This is a genomic window from Streptomyces sp. WZ-12 (assembly GCF_028898845.1).
In the GTDB taxonomy this organism is placed as follows: Bacteria; Actinomycetota; Actinomycetes; order Streptomycetales; family Streptomycetaceae; genus Streptomyces.
Genome location: NZ_CP118574.1, coordinates 2,552,910 through 2,571,191, shown reverse-complemented (window position 1 = coordinate 2,571,191; position 18,282 = coordinate 2,552,910). Strand labels below are relative to the sequence as shown.

The following is an 18,282-nucleotide window of genomic DNA, read 5'->3' as shown; positions in this document are numbered from 1 at the left end:
TCGTATGGTGCGCGGTGCGCGCGGGGTCCGCAGCAACGGGCCGCACGGTGGGCATACAAAAGGGATAGTTGGGCCGATTGGTGGCGAAGTAAAGCACCGTACGGCGGTGTCGGGCGCTATGCCCCGGAAGAGTGGAGGGCTGCGCGCAAACCCGGATCCGCGGGCGCGTCGGGCCCGTGCAGCGCCAACCCGGTCAGCCCGCCCGAAGACGCCCCCGGGCGCCTACCCCGAAGAGCCCGGCGCGCCGCGCGCCGCAGCAGCGCCTCGCCGGCCTCGGTGGCCCAGCCGGTGGACGGTTGGACCTCGAAGCGGGCGATGGTCCAGGTGCCCAGGGCGAGGACGAGCGGGAGCGCGAACCAGGCCAGCACCGGCGCTGCTTCCGCGCCGGAGGGCGCCATCCAGTAGGCCGCGCCGGCGGCCGGCGCCACCAGGAGGGCGGCGCCCTGTACTTGGCGGACCGCGGCGCCGATCTCCTTACGGGCCGCCGCGGGTGCCGCGAGGCCGGCGAGGGTCAGCCGGTCGGCCAGCCCGTGGACCGCGTCGGCGCCGGACAGGGCGTGCCGCACGGCCGGTATCTCGCACTGCCCCTCCGGCCGATGGCGGTGAGGGCGGCGCGCTCGACCGGGTCCAGGCCGACCGGGGCGACGAGCGTGGCCCGGCCGGTGTGGGCCAGGTGGAGCCGCCGCTGCTGGGCCATCAGGACCAGGGCCACGTCGGCGAGGCGGTGCGGCCGCCGGGGGGAGGCGGACTCGTAGCGGGAGAGCCCGCCGACGGCGGCCGGGGTGTCGTCCGCGGGCGCGTCGTCCGCCGGTGCGGACGGCGCGCCGTGCCGGGGCCGACCGGCGGCGACGACCGCCGTGCGGCACACGCGGGCGCAGGAGGCGACCGCCGCACCCCGGGCGAGGAGGAGTAAGGGAAGCCACATGAGCGAGGTTCCACGGGACGGCGGCCGCATTCTGCTACGGCCTTCTCGTGACGTGGACGTGACGTTCCGTGGGGCGCGAGCGGCAGTGAACTCCCGTTGGACGGTGGTCACTTCGAGGTGACCGGCGGGGTGCGCCTCATTGCCGGTCGCCCCGCGCCGCTCACCTGCGGCGCAGGGCGAGCCACAGGGCGCGGGAGCGACGGGCGGCGGTGCGGGCGAGGCGGGCCGCGGGGCGGCCGGACGGCGGGCGGGGACCGGCCCGGTCGCGCCACCAGCGCGTCAGCCGCTGCCGCGCCAACGGGTCGGCGGGTCGGTCGCGTTCCAGGAGGAACGCCGCGAAGTCCAGGGCGTCCTGGCGGTAGCCGCCGCGCATCGGCCGCTGTTGGGCGTAGTCGAGGAAGGCCGGCCGGAAGGCGTCCCCGAGGAGCTCCGGGAGTTCGGGGGCGATCTTGCCCACGACCGCGGCCCGTTTGGCGGCCAACGCCCGGCCCTGCACCCGTAGTCGGGCCCCGTCGAAGCCCTCCGGCGCGGGCGTCCCGGCCACCAGCGCCGACAGCAGCGCGGCCTGCGCCAGCGCCAGCCGTTCGCGGGCCGCGGTGGTGTCCGCCGCCGGCTCAAGCCGCCCGGACACGACGGGCTCCCTCCACCACGGCGCGGATCGCGTCGAGTTCGGCGGCCAGCTCGCCGCCCTCGGGGAAGTCGTCGTCCCGTTCCAACAGCACGCCGGGCGGATCGGTCCGGGCGCACAGCTCCGCCAGTACGTCCAGCACCGGCCGGCTCACCGGGTGCGCGTGGCTGTCGTGCCACACCCCGTCCCGCTCGACGCCACCGGCGACGTGGACATAGGCGATCGCCTCGACGGGCAGCGCGTCCAGGGCCGCGGCCGGGTCCTCGCCGCGGTTGACGTGGTTGGTGTGGAGGTTGGCGACGTCGATGAGGAGCCGGACGCCGGTCCGCTCGACCAGTTCCGACAGGAACTGCCCCTCGGTCAACTCCTCGTCGGGCCAGGAGAACAGCGCGGCGATGTTCTCCAGGGCCAGCGGCACCGGGAGCGCGTCCTGGGCGATCCGGACGTTCTCGCACAGCACGTCGAGCGCGTCGCGGGTGCGTGGCACCGGCAGCAGGTGACCGGCCTCCATTACGGGCGACGCGGTCAGCGGGCCGCCGGCCCGGACGAACGCGATGTGCTCGGTGACCAACGGGGCGGACAGCGCGGTGGCCCGTTCGGCGAGCGCCGCCAACCGCCCGGCGTCCGGACGGTCCGCGCCGCCGAGGCCGAGCGAGACGCCGTGCGGGATCACCGGGGTCCCGCGCTCCCGCAACTCCCGCAGGGCGTCCGGGAGATGGCCGGGACAGACGTTCTCGGCGACCACCTCCACCCAGTCGATCCCGGATAGCGTGGCGATCTCCGCGGCGATCTCCGGCCGCCAGCCGATGCCCGTGCCCAAGTGCGCCATGGCTTCCCCCTGTTGTCCGCGGTGTTCGTGTGGGCCGCGGTGTTGCGCGGCCCGCGCCCCGTGGTCATCCACGCCCCGTGGTCGTCTACTCCCCGTCGTCTCGGGGGTACTTCTCTGGTCTTGCGGTACTTCTCACCACGTGCGGGCGGTCCAAGCGTCCTGGCGCGTGGTTCAGAGGGTGAGTTGAGCTTTGGGCGTCGGGGGTGCCGGGGGAGGGGCGGGAGGTGGCCGACTGTCCGTCCGGTTTGCCTGATGCGCCCCGTTGCGGCTCGGCGGTGTGGCTCAGCGGGCGACCTCGAAGCCGACCGCCGCGCCCAGTGCCACCAGCACGCCGCCGGTGGCCTGGTCCAACCGCCGCCGCACCCGCGGCCGTTGCAGGACCCGGCGCGCCCGGTGCACCGCCAGCGTGACGCCGCCCAGCCACAGCAGGCCCAGCGCCGCGTGCACGCCCACCAGCAGCAGCGTCGTGCCGACCACCGGGGCGCCGTGCGGGATGAACTGCGGCAGCAGGGAGAGGTAGACCACGCCCACCTTGGGGTTGAGGATGTTCGTCAGCAGTCCGGTGCGGAACGCCCGCCAGGGGCCAACCGGGACGGCGGGCGCCCTCGGCCGCCGGGGCCTCTCCGGCGCCGGACTCCGCAGAGCCCGCGCCGTGCCGGCGCCGGGCGCTGCGCAGCGCCTGCACTCCGAGCCACACCAGATACAGCGCACCGGCGACCCGCAGCGCGTCGTACGCCGCCCGCGAGGCGGCCAGCATCGCGGTCAGCCCGACCGCCCCGGCCAGCCCCCACACGAAGCAGCCGGCGGCTATCCCGAGCGCGCTGCACAGCGCGGCGCGCCGACCGGAACCGAGCGCGGTCCGCAGGACCACCGCGAAGTCCGGGCCGGGGGAGACGGTCAGCAGCGCGGCCACCAGGGTGAAGCCGATGACGGAGGTCAGCATGGGCACACGGTACGTCCCGCATCCGGTGGGTCCGGCGGCGGGGAGTGAGCTCGGGGCCAGCGGCCGTCGGCGGGTGCGGAGAGCCGGCTCGCCGCGGTCGGCCGCCAGCCGTCGACCGCCAACCTCGGCCGCCGGGGCCAGCCGTCCGTCAGTCGGTGATCAGCCGGAGACCCGTTGGTGCCCGGCCGGTGTCAACTGGCGGACGGCACCGGTGCGTCGCGCAGCGCCGGGTGGTCGGCGACGACCGTGCAGGAGCCGGGGGCGATCTCGGTGAAGCCGGCGTCCCGCACCACCGGCAGTCCGCCGCCGGTCAACGAGGCCCATGCCGACGGCTCCGCGGTCCGCACCGCCAACGGGAAGCCGGCCGCGCGCCAGGCGTCCCGCTGCGCAGCGGACAGCGCCCACCACGCCAACTGCGCACCGTGCCCGGCCTGTGCCATCGCCTTGCCCGCCGACATCTCCAGCTCGGGGTTGAGCCACAGCACCGGGGTGCCGGCCGGCGGCTCTCCGGGCGCCTGGGGGTCGTCCAGCTCGGTGCCCGAGACCTGGAGGCGGGCCAGGTCCTTGGGCCAGCCGTCCAGCGGCACCGGCGGGAAGACCCGCACCTCGGCCTCCCGGCCGGTGACCGTGATGCCCGGCAGGGCCTCGGCCCGCCGCCACTCCGCGCCGCGCGCCCGCCGCACCACCTTGCGTATCCGGGAGTCCTGCCAGTCCCGCACCGCCTGGGCCCACTCGCCCGCTCCGGCGGCCCGCTCGTCGGAGAGCAGCGTGAGCACGGCCCGCGCCGCGGTCTCCAGCGCGTCGGTGCGCGGCGGCGGGGCGGCCCGCTCCAGGCGCACCACGAGCGGCAGCACGTACTCCGGCGCCGGCTGGGCGTGCTCCTCGCGGGCGTCGGGCTGCGCGTCGTCGGCCCGCGCCTCGGCGGCCGGCGTCTGACCGGTGGGCGTCTGGTCGGTCCGGTCGGGCTGGCTGTGCTCGCCGGGGCGGCCGGCGGTCTCGGTACTGGTCACATCGATCAGTCTGCCAGCCGCCACTGACAGCGCCCCGCGGCCGACGGCGGCCGTCGCACCCGCCCCCGGCGCCGCCCCGCGCCCCGCCCCCGGCTACCGTCAGCGCCAACGGGCCAACGGGCCAACGGGCCAACGGGCCAACAGGCCAACAGGCCAACGGACAAGCGGGCGGCCGGGCCGACGGGGAAGCGAGCCAGGGGGAGGTGTGGCCGATGCCGCGGCAGACGGCACAGCGGATGCGGTTGGACGGGGTCGGGCGGCGCTACGGGCTGCGCGGGCCCTGGGTGCTGCGCGAGGTGCGGCTCGACGTGCCACCGGGCGCGCTGCTGCGCGTCGAGGGCGCCAACGGCAGTGGGAAGTCCACCCTGTTGCGGCTGCTCGCCGGGATCGACCGGCCCACCACCGGGCGGATCACCGGCCGCCCGCGCACCGCCTACGTTCCCGAACGCTTCCCGCCCGCCCTCCCGTTCACCGCCGTCGGCTACCTCACCCACCTCGGCCGGGTCCACGGCCTGCGGACGCCGGAGGCGGCCCGCCGGGCGGCCGAGTGGCTCGAACGCTTCGGGGCCACCGGGCACGCCCGTACCCCGCTGGCCGAGCTGTCCAAGGGGACGAGCCAGAAGGTCGCGGTCGCCCAGGCGCTGCTCGCCGAGCCCGAACTCCTCGTCCTGGACGAGGCGTGGACCGGCCTGGACCCGGCCGCCCGCGACCTCCTCGACCGCGCGGTCGCCGAACGGGTCGCCGCCGGCGGCACCATCGTCTTCGTCGACCACGACCCACGCCGACTGGCCGGGGCCGCGGACGCTCGCTACCGGGTCGCGGACGGACTGCTGCGGCAACCGGGCCCGGATGACCGGCCGGCGCAACCGGACGCGCACCACCCCGTCCCGCGCACCGTCGTCGAGGCCGAGGGCCCACCGGGGTGCGCGGTCCCGTCGGCCCTCCCGGGGGCACCCGACATCATCCCGGGGCCCGACGGCACCCTCCGGCTGACGGTGCCGGCCGTCCACTCCGACGCCCTCCTGCGCGCCCTGCTCACCGCGCGCCCGCCCTGGCACATCCGCGCCGTCACCGCCGCCGGGCCGCCCGGTGCCACGACCCTCGCTCCCGGAGAGAACTCCCGCCCATGACCGCCCCGTTGACCGCCCTGCTCCGCTACCAGGCGGCGCTGTTCGCCGGCTCGTACCGTTGGCTGCCGCCGCTCCTGGTCTACGCGGCGTTCCTCGCCATCGGCGTCCAGACCGGCGGCCCGATCCTGGACGCGTACGGCTACGCCGCCGGCGGGCTGCTGCCCGTCGCCGTGTGGCTGACCCGGATCTGCGTGGCCAACGAGCCGCCGGCCGCCCGCAGTTGTACCGCGGCCGCCGTCGGGCCCGCCCGCGCGCACGGCGCGGCACTGCTGACCGCGGCCGGCGCCGCGCTGCTCCTGGCGCTCGCCGGCACCGCCTTCGTCGCCCTGCTCTCCGACCCGCACTCGACCGACCACCGGGTCGCCGTTCCGGTCCTGCCCGCGACCGGCGCCGGGCTGCTGACCGCCCTGGTCTGTCTGCTGTTGGGCACCGCGCTCGGCGCGCTGTGCTCCTGGCCGGTGTTGCGCCGCCCCGGTTGGGGTGTCCCGGCCGGGCTGATCGCCGCGCTGCTGGTCCTCGTCCTGGGCGCCTCGCCCGCCAACGCCGCGCTGACCGGCATGATCACCGGCTCCGAACGCGGCACGATCTCCGCTCCCTGGCTACCCCTGGTCGCCGCGGCGTTGCTCGCCTCCGGGGCCGCGGCCCTGGCCTGCGCCCTCACGGGCCGCCGCGGCTGACCACCGGGCCGACGGACAGCCAAAGGACCTGGGGCACGCAGGCCACCCACCGGCGGCCTGTCCGGCGCCCCGGTCCGGCCCGTCCCGGCCGCGGCGTAGGCTCGCCCCATGCCGTCCACCGACCCGACGCCGCCGCCCGCACCGTCCGACGAGGGCCCGGCCGCCACCGGCCCCACCGCGGGCCCACCGCACGCCGACTGCGTCGAGTGCGGCCGGCCCACCGAGTACCCGGCGTCCACCCCCGGCATCGTCCACTGCCCGGTCTGCGCCTGGCAGGAGGCCCAGCGCACGGCCTGCTCGGGCTGACCGACCGGCCGCGCGGCCCCGGCCTACGACATCCGGTCGGCTACGCCACCAACGCCTTGGCGTCCCGGGCCAGCGCGGTCAGTCGCGAGATGGCGCGGAAGTACTTCTTGCGGTAGCCGCCGCGCAGCATCTCGTCGCTGAACAGCTCGTCGAAGGGCTTGCCGGCGGCCAGTACCGGCACCTCGCGGTCGTAGAGCCGGTCGGCGAGCACCACCAGGCGCAGCGCGGTGGACTGGTCCGGCACCGCCTGGACGTCGGTGAGGCAGACCGCCCGGATGCCGTCGCACATCGCGCCGTACCGACTGGGGTGCACCGTCGACAGGTGGGACAGGAGGGACGGGAAGTCGTCGAGCGAGGCGCCGGGGGTGCGGTGCGCGGCGCGGACCACGGTCTCGTCGTCGAACGGCGCGGGTGCCTCCGGCAGGCCGCGGTGGCGGTAGTCCTCGCCGTCGATGCGCAGGGCGCGGAAGTGGGCGCTCAGGCCCTGGATCTCGCGCAGGAAGTCGGCGGCGGCGAATCGGCCCTCGCCCAGCTTGCCGGGCAGGGTGTTGGAGGTGGCGGCCAGTCCGACGCCGGCCTCGACCAGCTTGCCCAGGAGGGTGGAGACCAGCACCGTGTCCCCGGGGTCGTCCAGCTCGAACTCGTCGATGCACAGCAGCCGGTGGCCGCTCAGCGTGCGCACGGTCTGCTGGAAGCCGAGCGCACCGACCAGGTTGGTCAGCTCGACGAAGGTGCCGAACGCCTTGAGCTCGGGGGCCGCCGGGGTGGCGTGCCAGAGGGAGGCGAGCAGGTGGGTCTTGCCGACGCCGTAGCCGCCGTCCAGGTAGACACCGCGCGGTCCCTTGGGGGCGGCGGACTTCTTCGAACTCCTGGAGAACCAGCGGCGCTTGCCGCCGTCGGCCTCCGCCCCGATGCCGAGACCCGAGGCGAACGCCCGCAGGACCTGCACGGCCTCGGCCTGGCTCGACTGTCCCGGTTGGGGGATGTACGTGTCGAAGCGGGCGCCCTGGAAGCGCGGCGGCGGCACCATCTCGGCGACCAGGCGCTCGGCCGGCACGTGCGGCGTGCGGGAGGTCAGCGCGGTGGGGGCCGCGGTACCGTCCCCGTTGGCCGGGGGCGTGGCTATCGGGGAGGGAGCGGGGGAGGACGAGGGCTGCGAAGGTGACACAGCTCTCCAGCCTAGTGGCTCCGAGGCACCACCCGGCCCGGTGAGCGAGGCATGTCACACTGCGCCCATGCGACGCCTGTTCCCCCTTCCCCTCTCGACCACCCCGGACGCCGCCCGGGCCGCCGGCCCCGACTGGACCACCGACCGCGAGTGGACCCTGGACGAGCTGGCCGCGGCCTACGCGTACCCGGAGGCGGACGACCCGGTGCGGTCCGGCCGCCCCGGTTGGCTGCGCGCCAACATGGTCTCCTCCCTGGACGGCGCGGCCCACCACGACGGGCGTTCGCAGCCGCTCTCCGGGGACGCCGACATGCGGATCTTCGGGGTGCTGCGGGCACTGTCGGACGCGGTGGTGGTCGGCGCCGAGACGGTCCGGCGGGAGGGCTACCGACCGGCCCGCGCCCGGGCCGCGTTCGCCGCCCGGCGGGCCGCCGCGGGGCAGGGGCCGGCGCCCGCCATCGCGGTGGTCAGCGCGGGCCTGGCGCTGGACTTCGCGCTGCCGCTGTTCACCGAGCCGCTGGTGCCCACCCTGGTGCTGACCGGCGCCGACGCTCCCGAGGAGCGGGTGCGCGCGGCCCGCGCGGCCGGCGTCGAGGTGCTCTTCGCGGGCGAGGGGCTGGGCGTCGACCCGGTACGGGTGGCGGGGGCGTTGGCCGAACGGGGACACACCCGGCTGCTCACCGAGGGCGGGCCGCGGCTGTTGGGGCAGTTCGCGGCGGCCGGGGCGCTGGACGAGATGTGCCTGTCGCTGTCCCCGGTGGTGGCGGTGGGCGACGCACAACGGATCATGGACGGGCCCGCCGTGGCGGTTCCCGAGCGGTTCGCGCTGGTGTCGGTGCTGGAGGAGTCCGGGTTCCTGTTCACCCGTTACCGCCGGTTCTGATTTCAGCGGAATTATCTGTTCCGCTTAGCTTCCGTTGGGCACACTAAAAGCCGACAGGCCCCGTGTGGCGACGGGGCAGGATGGTTTCTGTGGGCGCCGTGGCATACGGTGCCCGGAAGAGAAGAAGGGCGTCCGTCGTGTTCACGAGCGTATTGATGATCGAGAAGCCTCTGACGCCCGCGGACGTGGAGTTCGTCACCACCCTGCACGGCGACGACCGGGTCTCCTTCGTGGTCCTCATGCAGCCGCGCGGCAAGCAGGACGTCCTGTTGCGGGCCATCGACGACGTCGCGCTCGGGGAGTTCGAGGATGCCGTGCGGGAGGGCGAGGAGCCGGGCGGGACGAGCGCCGCGCTCCCCGCCGAGCAGGGGCTCTCGCACACCCTCCAGGCGTTGCGCGCCGCCGGCGCCGAGGCGGTCGGGCAGGTGGTCGAGGACCACCCGCTGGACCTGCTGAAGTCGGTCGTCGACGAGACCGGCGCGGACGAGGTGATCGTGCTGACCACCCCGCACTTCGTCGAGGAGTTCTTCCACCGGGACTGGGCCTCGCGGGCCCGCCACAAGGTCGGCGTCCCCGTTCTGAAGCTGTTCTCGCACGCCGCCGACGAGCCGCCGCAGGAGCCCAACGGCGGCTGAACCGGCGCCGCTTCGGCCAGCGCGTCAACGTTGCGCCGTTTCCGCACCCGAACGGGTCATCTGTAGCTCACCGCTGTCCCGAATCGGTGCGTTCCTGGTCAGGAAGCGGCCCGCAGCGGGCCGAATCCAGCACAGCCGAGACCGGCGCATCGAGAAAGGGGCCGTCATGGCGGACCAGCGGGAACCGGACGCGGAACGGGAGCGCGGCCGGAACGAGGACCGGACCCGGGACGAGGAGCGCGGCGCGGCCCCGACCGCCCCGGAGGCCGACGACTCCGAGCCCGGAGCGCACGGCCCGCACCAGGGCCGCAAGGCCGCCAGGTCCAACCTGTTCCCCACCTTCTCCCACCGCGACGACTAGCCGTCGCCGGTGTACGGGACGGGCGGCGCCCGCCCGTCCCGTACGGGGTCACACTCCCGCTCCCGCCCCCAACGTCAGCCGGCCGTCCAGGACTTCCGCCACCGCGTCGACCGCGGCCAGATGGGAACGGTCGTGGGTGACCAACACCGTGGCGGTGCCGCGCTGGTGGGTCAGCTCGGTCAGCAGGTCCAGCACCGCGGCGCCGCGCTCGTGGTCCAGCGCGCTGGTCGGCTCGTCCACCAGCAGCACCGCGGGCTCGTTCATCAGCGCCCGGGCGATGTTCACCCGTTGCCGCTGACCGCCCGACAACTGGTGCGGCCGCCGGTCCGCCTGGCCCGACAGGCCCACCGCCGCCAGCAGTTCGCGGGCCCGGGAGCGGGCCGCGCGGGGCGAGCGGCCCGCCAGATGAGCCATCACCTGGAGCTGCTCGGCCGCCGTCAGCGACGGCAGCAGGTTCGGCTGCTGGAAGACCGTTCCGACGGTGGTCCGGCGCAGCGCGGTCAGCTCGGCGCGGCGCAGCCCCGTGGTGTCCGTGCCGTCGAGCACCACCCGCCCGCGGTCCGGCCGGATCAGCGTCGCGGCGACCGCCAGCAGGCTGGACTTGCCGGAGCCGGACGGGCCGACCACCGCCGTCACGGTGCCGGCCGGCACGGTCAGCGACACCGCGTCCAGCGCGGTCAAACGGGCGTCGCCGTCGGGGTAGGTGAGGGTGACATCGGTCAGTTCGAGGCTCATCGGGCACTTCCCAGGGCGGTCAGCGGGTCGACGGAGGTGAGACGGCGGATGGACAGCGCGGCGCCCACGGCACCCAGCGCGATCATGATCAGGGCCGGGATCAACACGGTGGTGGCGTCGAGCACGAACGGCACGGTGCCGCCCACCGCGGCGCCCACTCCGGCGGCCACCGCGGTCCCCAGGCCGGTGCCGGCCACCAACAGGACGACGGCCTGGCCGAGCGCGTCCCGCAGCAGATAGCGGGTGGAGGCGCCGAGCGCCTTGAGGACCGCCACGTCGCCGCTGCGCTGGATCGTCCAGACCGTGAAGAACGCCCCGATGACCAGCGCGGAGATGGCGAACAGGAAACCGCGCATCAGTTGCAGGGAGCCGTTCTCGGCGCTGTAGGAGCCGATCGCGGTCAGGGCGTCGGCGGCCGTCACCGTGCGGGTGCCGAGCCGGCGGTCCGCGGTGGCCAGGCCGTCCGTCCCGGTGGTGGACAGGGCGACGACGGTGGCACCCCCGGAGGCCGCGCCGCCGGGGCTCCCGGACAACCGCTGCCAGTCGCCGAGCGTGGCCCACACCACCGGCGTGTGGCTGAACATCGCCGCGCCCGAGACCGCCGTCACCGTCACCTCCCGGCCGCCCAGCGCGAGCCGGTCACCGGCCCGCGCGCCGAGCTTGTCGGCGGCCTTCTGCGACAGCACCACGGTGCCGTCAGCGGCCGGCCCGGAGGACGGCGCGAGCCGGGAACGGGGCCGCACCCCGAACACCGAGACCGCCGCGGTCTTCCCACCGGCCCCCTCGACCTTCGCGGGGGAGATCCCCAACGGGTCAGCGCTGCGCACCCCGGGCACCTGGGCCCACTGGCGCACCGTCCGCTCCGGCAGCCGGGAGTCGGTGAACGACGGCTTGCCGTCCCCGGCGGGGGCGGCGAAGACCAGGTGGTCGGCGGGCAGCCCGGTGATCACCGAGGTGTTCTCCCGGCCCAGCCCCGCCGTCAGCCCGGACAGCAGCCCCACCAACACCGTGATCAGCGTGACGACGGTCCCCATCAGGGCGAACCGCCCCTTGGCGAATCTCAGGTCTCTGAAGGCGACGAACACCGGCGCGGCCATCCTCGGATCGATGCCGGGCCCACTGCCCGGCGGCTGCCCCCACCGTCGCCCGCCACAGGGGCGCGCGGCATCGCGCCCGGGAGTGGTTCACCGGAGCCGAAGGGTGCGGTCCCGGCTCCACCTTTCGATTGATGCCGGGGTCGCCACCGGCCCGTAGCCTGAAGAGGCCGTGATCGAACAAGCCAGGACCGACCTCTCCCTCATCCCCGTTGTGCGCGTGCTACGCCTGTGCCTCCACCTGATGGTGGCCGGGCTGCTCGCGCTCGCCGCCGTGCGCGCCCTGGCCGACGGGGCCCCCGCCGCCCCGGCCGTGCTCGCCACCTCGGTGGTCCTCCTGGCGCTCTACGTCCTGGGGCCCGCGCTGCTCCGGGCCCGCAGTTCCGCCGCCGCCGTCTGGCTCGCCACCGTGGTCGCGGTGTGGCTGGTGCTGCTGGCGCTCACCCCGGACGGCGTCTGGCTGGCCTTCCCGCTGTTCTTCGTCGAACTGCACCTGCTGCCGCCCCGTTGGGCGCTGCCCGCGGTCGCCGCCAGTACGGCCGCCGCCATCGCCGGCTTCGCCTGGCACACCCACACCCTCAGCGTCGGCACGGTCATCGGCCCCTTCCTGGGCGCCGCGGTCGCCGTCGCCGTCGTCTTCGGTTACCAGGCCCTCTACCGGGAGAGCGAGCAGCGCCGCCGCCTCATCGAGGAGCTCACCGCGGCCCGCAGCGAACTGGCCGCCGCGGAACGGGCCGCCGGCGTGCTCGCCGAACGGGAGCGGCTGGCCCGCGAGATCCACGACACCCTCGCCCAGGGGCTCTCCAGCATCCAACTGCTCCTGAGGGCCGCCGAACGCGCCGTACCGGGGCGGCCGGAGACCGCCCTCGGGCACATCAGGCAGGCCCGCACCGCCGCCGTCGACAACCTCGCCGAGGCGCGCCGCTTCGTCCGCGCCCTGAGCCCGCCCGACCTGGAAGCCGGCTCGCTGCCGGCCGCCCTGGAGCGGCTGTGCGCCGCCACCGCCCGCACCTCCGGGCTGGCCGTGCACTGCCAGGTTTCCGGCGCGCCCACGCCGCTGCCCACCCCGCACGAGGTCGCCCTGTTGCGGATCGCCCAGTCCGCGCTCGCCAACACCGTCCAGCACGCCGCCGCCGACCGCGTCGAGCTGACCCTCAGCTACATGGACACCGAGGTCGCCCTGGACGTCGTCGACGACGGCAGCGGGTTCGTGCCCGCCGAGGTGCCGCCGCCCGGCTCCGCGGCCGCCGGCGGCTCCGGCTTCGGGCTGGCCGCGATGCGCGCCCGGGCCCGCGCCCTCCACGGGACCCTCGCCGTCGAGTCCGCCCCCGGGGAGGGCACCGCCCTCGCCGTCACCCTGCCCTGTCCCGAACCGTCCGCCGTCCCCGAGACCGCCCAGGGGGCCGCCCCGTGACCGCACCCGCCGCCCCCGTCCGGCTGCTGCTCGCCGACGACCACCCCGTCGTACGGGCCGGGCTCCGCGCCGTCCTGGAGACCGAGCCGGACTTCGAGATCGCCGCCGACGTCCCCACCTCCGAGGAGGCCGTGGCGCTGGCGGCCAGCCTGGACGTCGACGTGGTCCTCATGGACCTCCAGTTCGGCGGCCGGATGCTGGGGTCCCGGGCCACCGCGGAGATCACCGCCCGCCCCGGGGCGCCCCGCGTGCTGATCCTGACCACCTACGACAGCGACGCCGACATCCTCGCCGCCATCGAGGCCGGCGCCACCGGCTACCTCCTCAAGGACGCCCCGCCCGACGAGCTGGCCGCGGCGGTGCGCACCGCCGCGGCCGGGAAGTCCGCGCTCGCCCCCACCGTCGCGCACCGCCTGATGGACCGGATGCGGACGCCCGCCGCCGCCCTCTCCCGCCGCGAGACCGAGGTCCTCCAGCTCGTCGCCGACGGCCTGTCCAACGCGGCGATCAGCAAGCGGCTCTTCCTCAGCCAGGCGACCGTCAAGTCCCATCTCGTCCACATCTACGCCAAATTGGGTGTCGACTCCCGCACGGCCGCGGTCGCCGCCGCCACCGCCCAGGGCCTGATCCGCCGCTGACCGCCGCACCGGGCCGGGCCCCGTGGAGTGTCCCGGCGCGGGGTCGCGGGCCGGCGCTGTCAGTGCCGGGTGCGAGAATCGTCGGCAAGCACACGCAGGACCGCACGCCCGCTCGACGATCAGGGAGACCCATCCATGGCACCCGCCATCCCAGCCTCGATGGAACGGCCGCACTTCATCGGCATCGGCGGCGCCGGCATGTCGGGCATCGCCAAGATCCTCGCGCAGCGCGGCGCCGCGGTGGCGGGCAGCGACGCCAAGGACTCCGCGACGGCCCAGGCCCTGCGCACCCTCGGCGCCACGGTCCACATCGGCCACGCCGCCGAGCACTTGGCGGCCGACGCCACCAGCGTCGTGGTCTCCTCCGCGATCCGCGACGACAACCCGGAGCTGACCGCCGCCCGCGAGCGCGGCCTCCCCGTCGTCCACCGCTCCGACGCCCTCGCCGCCCTCATGGACGGCCTGCGCCCCATCGCCGTCGCCGGCACCCACGGCAAGACCACCACCACGTCCATGCTCGCCGTCTCCCTCGGCGCCCTGGGCCTCAAGCCGTCCTACGCCATCGGCGGTGATCTGGACGCCCCCGGTTCCAACGCCGAGCACGGCAGCGGCCGGATCTTCGTCGCCGAGGCCGACGAGAGCGACCGCAGCTTCCACAAGTACGCCCCCGAGGTCGCCATCGTCCTCAACGTCGAGCTGGACCACCACGCCAACTACGCCTCGATGGACGAGATCTACGAGTCCTTCGAGACCTTCGTGGACCGCGTCCGCCCCGGCGGCACCCTGGTCATCTCCGCCGACCACCCCGGCGCCCGCGAGCTGACCGGCCGGCTCGGCCGCGACGACATCGAGATCGTCACCTACGGCGAGGCCAAGGACGCCGACGTCCGGATCCTCCAGATCACCCCGCACGGCCTGGCCAGCGACGTCACGGTCACCCTCACCAGCGGCAAGATCCTCACCTTCACGGTCTCCGTCCCCGGCCGGCACTACGCCAGCAACGCCGTCGCCGCCCTGGCCGCCGGCGTCGCCCTGGACCTCCCGCCGCACCAACTCGCCGACGCCCTCGGCAAGTACACCGGCGTCAAGCGTCGCCTCCAGCTCAAGGGCGAGGCCGCCGGCGTCCAGGTCATCGACTCCTACGCGCACCACCCCACCGAGATGTCCGCCGACCTGGAGGCGATCCGCAGCGCCACCGAGGAGACCGGCGGCCGCATCCTCGTGGTCTTCCAGCCGCACCTGTACTCCCGCACCCAGGAGCTCGGCGCCGAGATGGGCCAGGCCCTCGCCCTCGCCGACGCCTCCGTCGTCCTGGACATCTACCCGGCCCGCGAGGACCCGATCCCGGGCGTCACCAGCGCCCTGATCACCGACGCCGCCCGGGACGCCGGCGCCCAGGTCACCCCCGAGGCCGACAAGGGCGCGATCCCGGAGCTGATCGCCGGAATGAGCCGCCCCGGTGACCTTGTTCTCACCATGGGCGCGGGCGATGTGACCGACCTCGGCCCCGCCATCCTGTCCCGCCTGGGCGCATGAGCTGAGGAGCCCCCACATGACGTACGAGATCGACAAGCCCGACGAGCAGTGGCGCGCCGAGCTGACCCCGGCCGAGTACCAGGTCCTCCGCCGGGGCGGCACCGAGCCGGCGTTCCGCGGCGAGTACACCGACACCAAGACCACCGGCGTCTACTCCTGCCGCGCCTGCGGCGCCGAACTCTTCCGCTCGGACACCAAGTTCGAGAGCCACTGCGGCTGGCCGTCCTTCTACGACCCCAAGGACGGTGCCGCCGTCGAGCTGTTGGAGGACCGCAGCCACGGCATGGTCCGCACCGAGGTGCGCTGCGCCCGGTGCGGCTCGCACCTCGGCCATGTCTTCGAGGGCGAGGGCTACCCGACGCCGACGGACCAGCGGTACTGCATCAACTCGATCTCGCTCCGGCTGGCCCCGGACGAGGGCTGAGCCGCCCGCTCCGCCGCCAACGGGCGTGCGGAGCGGGTGAGTTCGAGGCGCGCGCGGGAGCGGGCACGGCCGTGGTGGCCGTGCCCGCTCCCGTTGTTGCCGTCGCTTTCGCGTCTGCCCGTCGGCGATCGTCCCCGCGGCGGGGGACGGGTCAGGCGTCGCTCCCCGGACTCCCCACGCGGGGGGTGGTGAGGATGCGGTGGACGAGGCGGGCGCCGGCGCGGGCGGTGCGGTTGTCGATGTCGAGGTCCGGGTTGAGCTCGGCGACGTCGACGACGGCCAGTTTTCCGCTTGCCGCGACCCGGGCGCAGACGTGCTCGACGATCTCCATGGGGACGCCGTAGGCGGCCGGGGCGCTGACGCCGGGGGCCGCCGCGGCGGGCAGCACGTCGAGGTCGATGCTGAGGTGGACCACCTCGCAGCTCGTCAGGAACGCGTCGACGAAGAGGTCGACGCCGCCGAGGTGCAGCGGGCCGCACTCGGTGTCCGGGAGGTGGCGGACGCCCAGCTTGTCGGCGGTGTGGAACAGCCGTTGGGTGTTGCTGGGTTGGCTCACGCCGAGGACCGCGTAGTTCAGCCGCCGGCCCTGCCGCTCTTCCGCCCGCGCCATCTGCAGGAACGGCGTGCCGGAGCTGGGCCGGTCGTCGTCGCGCAGGTCGAAGTGGGCGTCGAGGTTGAGCACCCCGAGCCGGGCCCCGTCGCGCAGGGCGCGGCTGTCGGCCAGCCCGAGGTAGCTGCCGTAGGCGACCTCGTGGCCGCCGCCGAGCACCACCACGGGCCGCCGCTGGTCCAGGAGCGCGGTGACGGCCGCGCCGAGGCGCCGCTGGCCGGCCTCCAGATCGCCGTCGGCGACGGCGATGTCACCGGCGTCGAGCGCCCGCAGCGGTGCGGGCAGCGCCATGGAGGCCAGGGCGGTGCGCAGGGCCGCCGGGCCGCCGGCCGCGCCCTGCCGTCCCTGGTTGCGCCGCACGCCCTCGTCGCTGCGGAAGCCGACGAACGCGGCGTCCCAGTCGGCCCGTTCGGCGTGGGCGACGGCGTGGTGCCAGCGCAGGGTGTCCTCGCCGGGTCCGTCGTCCCGGCCCGTCCACGGCTCGGACGGTGCGTCCACGGGGACCGTCATCGCTGCGTTTCCTTCCCTCGGTTGCGGTCGGTTCGCATCATCGCTCGACCGCGCTCACTCGGACTCGTTCATCGGCACCCGCACGCCGCGCTCGCGGGCGACGTCGGCGGCGTGCTCGTAGCCGGCGTCGACGTGCCGGATGACGCCCATACCGGGGTCGTTGGTCAGCACCCGCGCCAGCTTCTGGGCGGCGAGTTCGGTGCCGTCGGCGATGCACACCTGACCGGCGTGGATCGAGCGGCCCATGCCGACGCCGCCGCCATGGTGCAGCGAGACCCAGGAGGCGCCGGAGGAGGTGTTGACCAGGGCGTTGAGCAGCGGCCAGTCGGCGATGGCGTCGGAGCCGTCCTTCATCGCCTCGGTCTCGCGGTAGGGGGAGGCGACGGAGCCGGAGTCGAGGTGGTCGCGGCCGATGGCGACCGGGGCGGAGAGTTCGCCGTTGGCGACCATCTCGTTGAACTTCAGGCCGGCGCGGTGCCGTTCGCCGTAGCCGAGCCAGCAGATGCGCGCGGGCAGCCCCTCGAACTCCACGCGCTCGCCGGCCATCTTCAGCCAGCGGTGCAGGTGCGCGTTCTCCGGGAACAGCTCCATGATCGCCTTGTCGGTGGCCGCGATGTCCTTCGGGTCACCGGACAGGGCCGCCCAGCGGAACGGGCCGAGACCCTCCTCGAACAGCGGCCGGATGTGCGCCGGGACGAAGCCGGGGAAGTCGAAGGCCCGACCGTAACCGGCCTTGCGGGCCTCGTCGCGGATCGAGTTGCCGTAGTCGAAGACCTCGGCGCCGGCGTCCAGGAAGCCGACCATGGCCTCGACGTGCTGGGCCATGGCGGCGCGGGACCGCTCGGTGAAGCCCTCCGGGTCCTTGGTGGCCAGCTCGTGCCACTCCTCGACGGAGACGCCGACCGGGAGGTAGGCGAGCGGGTCGTGGGCCGAGGTCTGGTCGGTGACGATGTCGATCGGCGCGCCGCGGCGCAGCAGTTCGGGGAAGACCTCGGCGGCGTTGCCGGTCACGCCGATGGACAGCGGGCGGCGCGCGTCGCGGGCCTCCACGGCGAGTCGCAGCGCGTGGTCGAGGTCGTCGGCGGCGACGTCGAGGTAGCGGCGGGCGATGCGGCGCTCGATGCGGGTCGGATCGCAGTCGACGCAGATCGCGACGCCGTCGTTCATGGTGACGGCGAGCGGCTGGGCGCCGCCCATGCCGCCGAGGCCGGCGGTGAGGGTGATGGTCCCGGCCAGGCTGCCGCCGAACTTCTTGCGGGCCACCGCGCCGAAGGTCTCGTAGGTGCCCTGGAGGATGCCCTGGCTGCCGATGTAGATCCACGAACCGGCCGTCATCTGGCCGTACATGATCAGCCCGCGGGCCTCCAGGGAGCGGAACTCCTCCCAACTGGCCCAGTCGCCCACCAGGTTGGAGTTGGCGATCAGCACCCGCGGCGCCCACTCGTTGGTCCGCATGACGCCGACCGGCTTGCCGGACTGCACCAGCAGCGTCTCGTCGTTCTCCAGCGTCCGCAGGGTGCGGACGATGGCGTCGAAGGCGGGCCAGCTGCGGGCGGCCTTGCCGGTGCCGCCGTAGACGACCAGTTCCTCCGGGTGCTCGGCGACCTCGGGGTCGAGGTTGTTCATGAGCATCCGCAGGGCGCCTTCCTGCTGCCAGCCGCGGCAGGTCAACTCGGTGCCGCGGGGGGCCCGGACGGTCCGGGCCTGCGGAGAGACGCTGGTCATGGTGCCTCCTGGAGGGGGTGGGTGGATGCCGCGCCGTGCGCCGGGCGGCGGCCCGGCGCACGGCGTCCCGCCGGTGCGGGCCGGCGGTGCGGCGTGCGTCC

At 75.1% G+C, this 18,282-nt stretch carries 19 protein-coding genes and 2 pseudogenes; 10 read left to right on the top strand and 11 right to left on the bottom strand.

Annotated features, from left to right (window positions below):
- Positions 1 to 116 precede the first annotated feature (116 nt).
- The 6 genes and pseudogenes from PV796_RS42035 to PV796_RS10745 all read right to left on the bottom strand — a co-directional run bounded on the left by PV796_RS42035 (position 117) and on the right by PV796_RS10745 (position 4,335).
- A complete protein-coding gene (locus PV796_RS42035; RefSeq protein ID WP_342456902.1) occupies positions 117 to 566 on the bottom strand; it encodes a hypothetical protein in 450 nt (149 codons plus the stop codon).
- The gene (locus PV796_RS42030; protein ID WP_342456901.1) at positions 512 to 925 is read right to left on the bottom strand and encodes a hypothetical protein; all 414 of its coding nucleotides are present in this window, start codon (positions 923 to 925) and stop codon (positions 512 to 514) included. The genes PV796_RS42035 and PV796_RS42030 overlap by 55 nt, the downstream gene beginning before the upstream one ends.
- A gap of 160 nt (positions 926 to 1,085) precedes the next feature.
- Positions 1,086 to 2,382 (bottom strand): annotated as a pseudogene (locus PV796_RS10755) (DUF692 domain-containing protein).
- A 282-nt stretch (positions 2,383 to 2,664) separates the two neighbouring features.
- Positions 2,665 to 3,093 (bottom strand): LysE family translocator, encoded by a 429-nt coding sequence (locus PV796_RS42025; protein ID WP_342456900.1) that lies wholly within the window; start codon positions 3,091 to 3,093, stop codon positions 2,665 to 2,667.
- A gap of 34 nt (positions 3,094 to 3,127) precedes the next feature.
- Positions 3,128 to 3,325: pseudogene (locus tag PV796_RS42020) on the bottom strand (LysE family transporter); the annotation flags it as partial.
- Between the two features lie 191 nt (positions 3,326 to 3,516).
- Positions 3,517 to 4,335, bottom strand: coding sequence for a peptidyl-tRNA hydrolase (locus PV796_RS10745; RefSeq protein ID WP_274912727.1), 819 nt, complete (start codon positions 4,333 to 4,335; stop codon positions 3,517 to 3,519).
- A 212-nt stretch (positions 4,336 to 4,547) separates the two neighbouring features.
- Between PV796_RS10745 and PV796_RS10740 the strand changes: the two genes are divergently transcribed.
- From PV796_RS10740 to PV796_RS10730, 3 genes are all read left to right on the top strand, one after another.
- Positions 4,548 to 5,465: an ATP-binding cassette domain-containing protein gene (locus tag PV796_RS10740; protein WP_274912726.1), complete on the top strand. Its 918-nt coding sequence runs from the start codon at positions 4,548 to 4,550 to the stop codon at positions 5,463 to 5,465.
- Positions 5,462 to 6,142 (top strand): ABC transporter, encoded by a 681-nt coding sequence (locus PV796_RS10735; RefSeq protein ID WP_274912725.1) that lies wholly within the window; start codon positions 5,462 to 5,464, stop codon positions 6,140 to 6,142. The genes PV796_RS10740 and PV796_RS10735 overlap by 4 nt, the downstream gene beginning before the upstream one ends.
- Positions 6,143 to 6,250: 108 nt before the next feature.
- The gene (locus tag PV796_RS10730) at positions 6,251 to 6,448 is read left to right on the top strand and encodes a hypothetical protein (RefSeq protein WP_274912724.1); all 198 of its coding nucleotides are present in this window, start codon (positions 6,251 to 6,253) and stop codon (positions 6,446 to 6,448) included.
- A 40-nt stretch (positions 6,449 to 6,488) separates the two neighbouring features.
- On the opposite strand, the gene zapE is transcribed toward PV796_RS10730, so the two are convergent.
- The gene (gene zapE, locus PV796_RS10725; protein WP_274912723.1) at positions 6,489 to 7,616 is read right to left on the bottom strand and encodes a cell division protein ZapE; all 1,128 of its coding nucleotides are present in this window, start codon (positions 7,614 to 7,616) and stop codon (positions 6,489 to 6,491) included.
- A 67-nt stretch (positions 7,617 to 7,683) separates the two neighbouring features.
- On the opposite strand from zapE, the gene PV796_RS10720 reads away from it, so the two are divergent.
- The 3 genes from PV796_RS10720 (at position 7,684) to PV796_RS10710 (ending at position 9,495) form a co-directional block, all read left to right on the top strand.
- Complete coding sequence (locus tag PV796_RS10720; RefSeq protein WP_274912722.1) at positions 7,684 to 8,499, top strand: pyrimidine reductase family protein; 816 nt, start codon at positions 7,684 to 7,686, stop codon at positions 8,497 to 8,499.
- A 137-nt stretch (positions 8,500 to 8,636) separates the two neighbouring features.
- Positions 8,637 to 9,134 carry an indole-3-glycerol phosphate synthase gene (locus tag PV796_RS10715; RefSeq protein ID WP_274912721.1) on the top strand — a complete coding sequence of 166 codons (498 nt, stop codon included), beginning with the start codon at positions 8,637 to 8,639 and terminating at the stop codon, positions 9,132 to 9,134.
- Positions 9,135 to 9,300: 166 nt separating this feature from the next.
- Positions 9,301 to 9,495, top strand: coding sequence for a hypothetical protein (locus PV796_RS10710; RefSeq protein WP_274912720.1), 195 nt, complete (start codon positions 9,301 to 9,303; stop codon positions 9,493 to 9,495).
- Between the two features lie 48 nt (positions 9,496 to 9,543).
- Here PV796_RS10710 and PV796_RS10705 read toward each other — a convergent pair whose 3' ends face one another.
- The gene (locus tag PV796_RS10705; RefSeq protein WP_274912719.1) at positions 9,544 to 10,230 is read right to left on the bottom strand and encodes an ABC transporter ATP-binding protein; all 687 of its coding nucleotides are present in this window, start codon (positions 10,228 to 10,230) and stop codon (positions 9,544 to 9,546) included.
- Positions 10,227 to 11,315: an ABC transporter permease gene (locus tag PV796_RS10700; protein ID WP_274918964.1), complete on the bottom strand. Its 1,089-nt coding sequence runs from the start codon at positions 11,313 to 11,315 to the stop codon at positions 10,227 to 10,229. The genes PV796_RS10705 and PV796_RS10700 overlap by 4 nt, the downstream gene beginning before the upstream one ends.
- A gap of 181 nt (positions 11,316 to 11,496) precedes the next feature.
- On the opposite strand from PV796_RS10700, the gene PV796_RS10695 reads away from it, so the two are divergent.
- The 4 genes from PV796_RS10695 to msrB all read left to right on the top strand — a co-directional run bounded on the left by PV796_RS10695 (position 11,497) and on the right by msrB (position 15,336).
- The gene (locus PV796_RS10695; protein WP_274912718.1) at positions 11,497 to 12,738 is read left to right on the top strand and encodes a sensor histidine kinase; all 1,242 of its coding nucleotides are present in this window, start codon (positions 11,497 to 11,499) and stop codon (positions 12,736 to 12,738) included.
- A complete protein-coding gene (locus PV796_RS10690) occupies positions 12,735 to 13,376 on the top strand; it encodes a response regulator (protein WP_274912717.1) in 642 nt (213 codons plus the stop codon). The genes PV796_RS10695 and PV796_RS10690 overlap by 4 nt, the downstream gene beginning before the upstream one ends.
- 135 nt (positions 13,377 to 13,511) lie before the next feature.
- Positions 13,512 to 14,912 carry a UDP-N-acetylmuramate--L-alanine ligase gene (gene murC, locus PV796_RS10685; RefSeq protein ID WP_274912716.1) on the top strand — a complete coding sequence of 467 codons (1,401 nt, stop codon included), beginning with the start codon at positions 13,512 to 13,514 and terminating at the stop codon, positions 14,910 to 14,912.
- A gap of 16 nt (positions 14,913 to 14,928) precedes the next feature.
- The gene (msrB, locus tag PV796_RS10680) at positions 14,929 to 15,336 is read left to right on the top strand and encodes a peptide-methionine (R)-S-oxide reductase MsrB (RefSeq protein WP_274912715.1); all 408 of its coding nucleotides are present in this window, start codon (positions 14,929 to 14,931) and stop codon (positions 15,334 to 15,336) included.
- 151 nt (positions 15,337 to 15,487) lie between these two features.
- Here msrB and hutG read toward each other — a convergent pair whose 3' ends face one another.
- Both hutG and hutU read right to left on the bottom strand, forming a co-directional pair.
- Positions 15,488 to 16,456, bottom strand: coding sequence for a formimidoylglutamase (gene hutG / locus PV796_RS10675; protein WP_274912714.1), 969 nt, complete (start codon positions 16,454 to 16,456; stop codon positions 15,488 to 15,490).
- Between the two features lie 54 nt (positions 16,457 to 16,510).
- The gene (hutU, locus tag PV796_RS10670; protein WP_274912713.1) at positions 16,511 to 18,181 is read right to left on the bottom strand and encodes a urocanate hydratase; all 1,671 of its coding nucleotides are present in this window, start codon (positions 18,179 to 18,181) and stop codon (positions 16,511 to 16,513) included.
- Positions 18,182 to 18,282: the final 101 nt, after the last annotated feature.

Bases quoted from the DNA above. Each gene is read 5' to 3' on its own strand.
- PV796_RS10740 (WP_274912726.1), top strand. From the start codon at position 4,548: ATGCCGCGGCAGACGGCACAGCGGATGCGGTTGGACGGGGTCGGGCGG.
- hutU (WP_274912713.1), bottom strand. From the start codon at position 18,181: ATGACCAGCGTCTCTCCGCAGGCCCGGACCGTCCGGGCCCCCCGCGGC.
- PV796_RS10705 (WP_274912719.1), bottom strand. From the start codon at position 10,230: ATGAGCCTCGAACTGACCGATGTCACCCTCACCTACCCCGACGGCGAC.
- PV796_RS10710 (WP_274912720.1), top strand. From the start codon at position 9,301: ATGGCGGACCAGCGGGAACCGGACGCGGAACGGGAGCGCGGCCGGAAC.
- msrB (WP_274912715.1), top strand. From the start codon at position 14,929: ATGACGTACGAGATCGACAAGCCCGACGAGCAGTGGCGCGCCGAGCTG.
- PV796_RS10730 (WP_274912724.1), top strand. From the start codon at position 6,251: ATGCCGTCCACCGACCCGACGCCGCCGCCCGCACCGTCCGACGAGGGC.
- PV796_RS42030 (WP_342456901.1), bottom strand. From the start codon at position 925: ATGTGGCTTCCCTTACTCCTCCTCGCCCGGGGTGCGGCGGTCGCCTCC.
- PV796_RS10735 (WP_274912725.1), top strand. From the start codon at position 5,462: ATGACCGCCCCGTTGACCGCCCTGCTCCGCTACCAGGCGGCGCTGTTC.
- murC (WP_274912716.1), top strand. From the start codon at position 13,512: ATGGCACCCGCCATCCCAGCCTCGATGGAACGGCCGCACTTCATCGGC.
- PV796_RS10720 (WP_274912722.1), top strand. From the start codon at position 7,684: ATGCGACGCCTGTTCCCCCTTCCCCTCTCGACCACCCCGGACGCCGCC.
- hutG (WP_274912714.1), bottom strand. From the start codon at position 16,456: ATGACGGTCCCCGTGGACGCACCGTCCGAGCCGTGGACGGGCCGGGAC.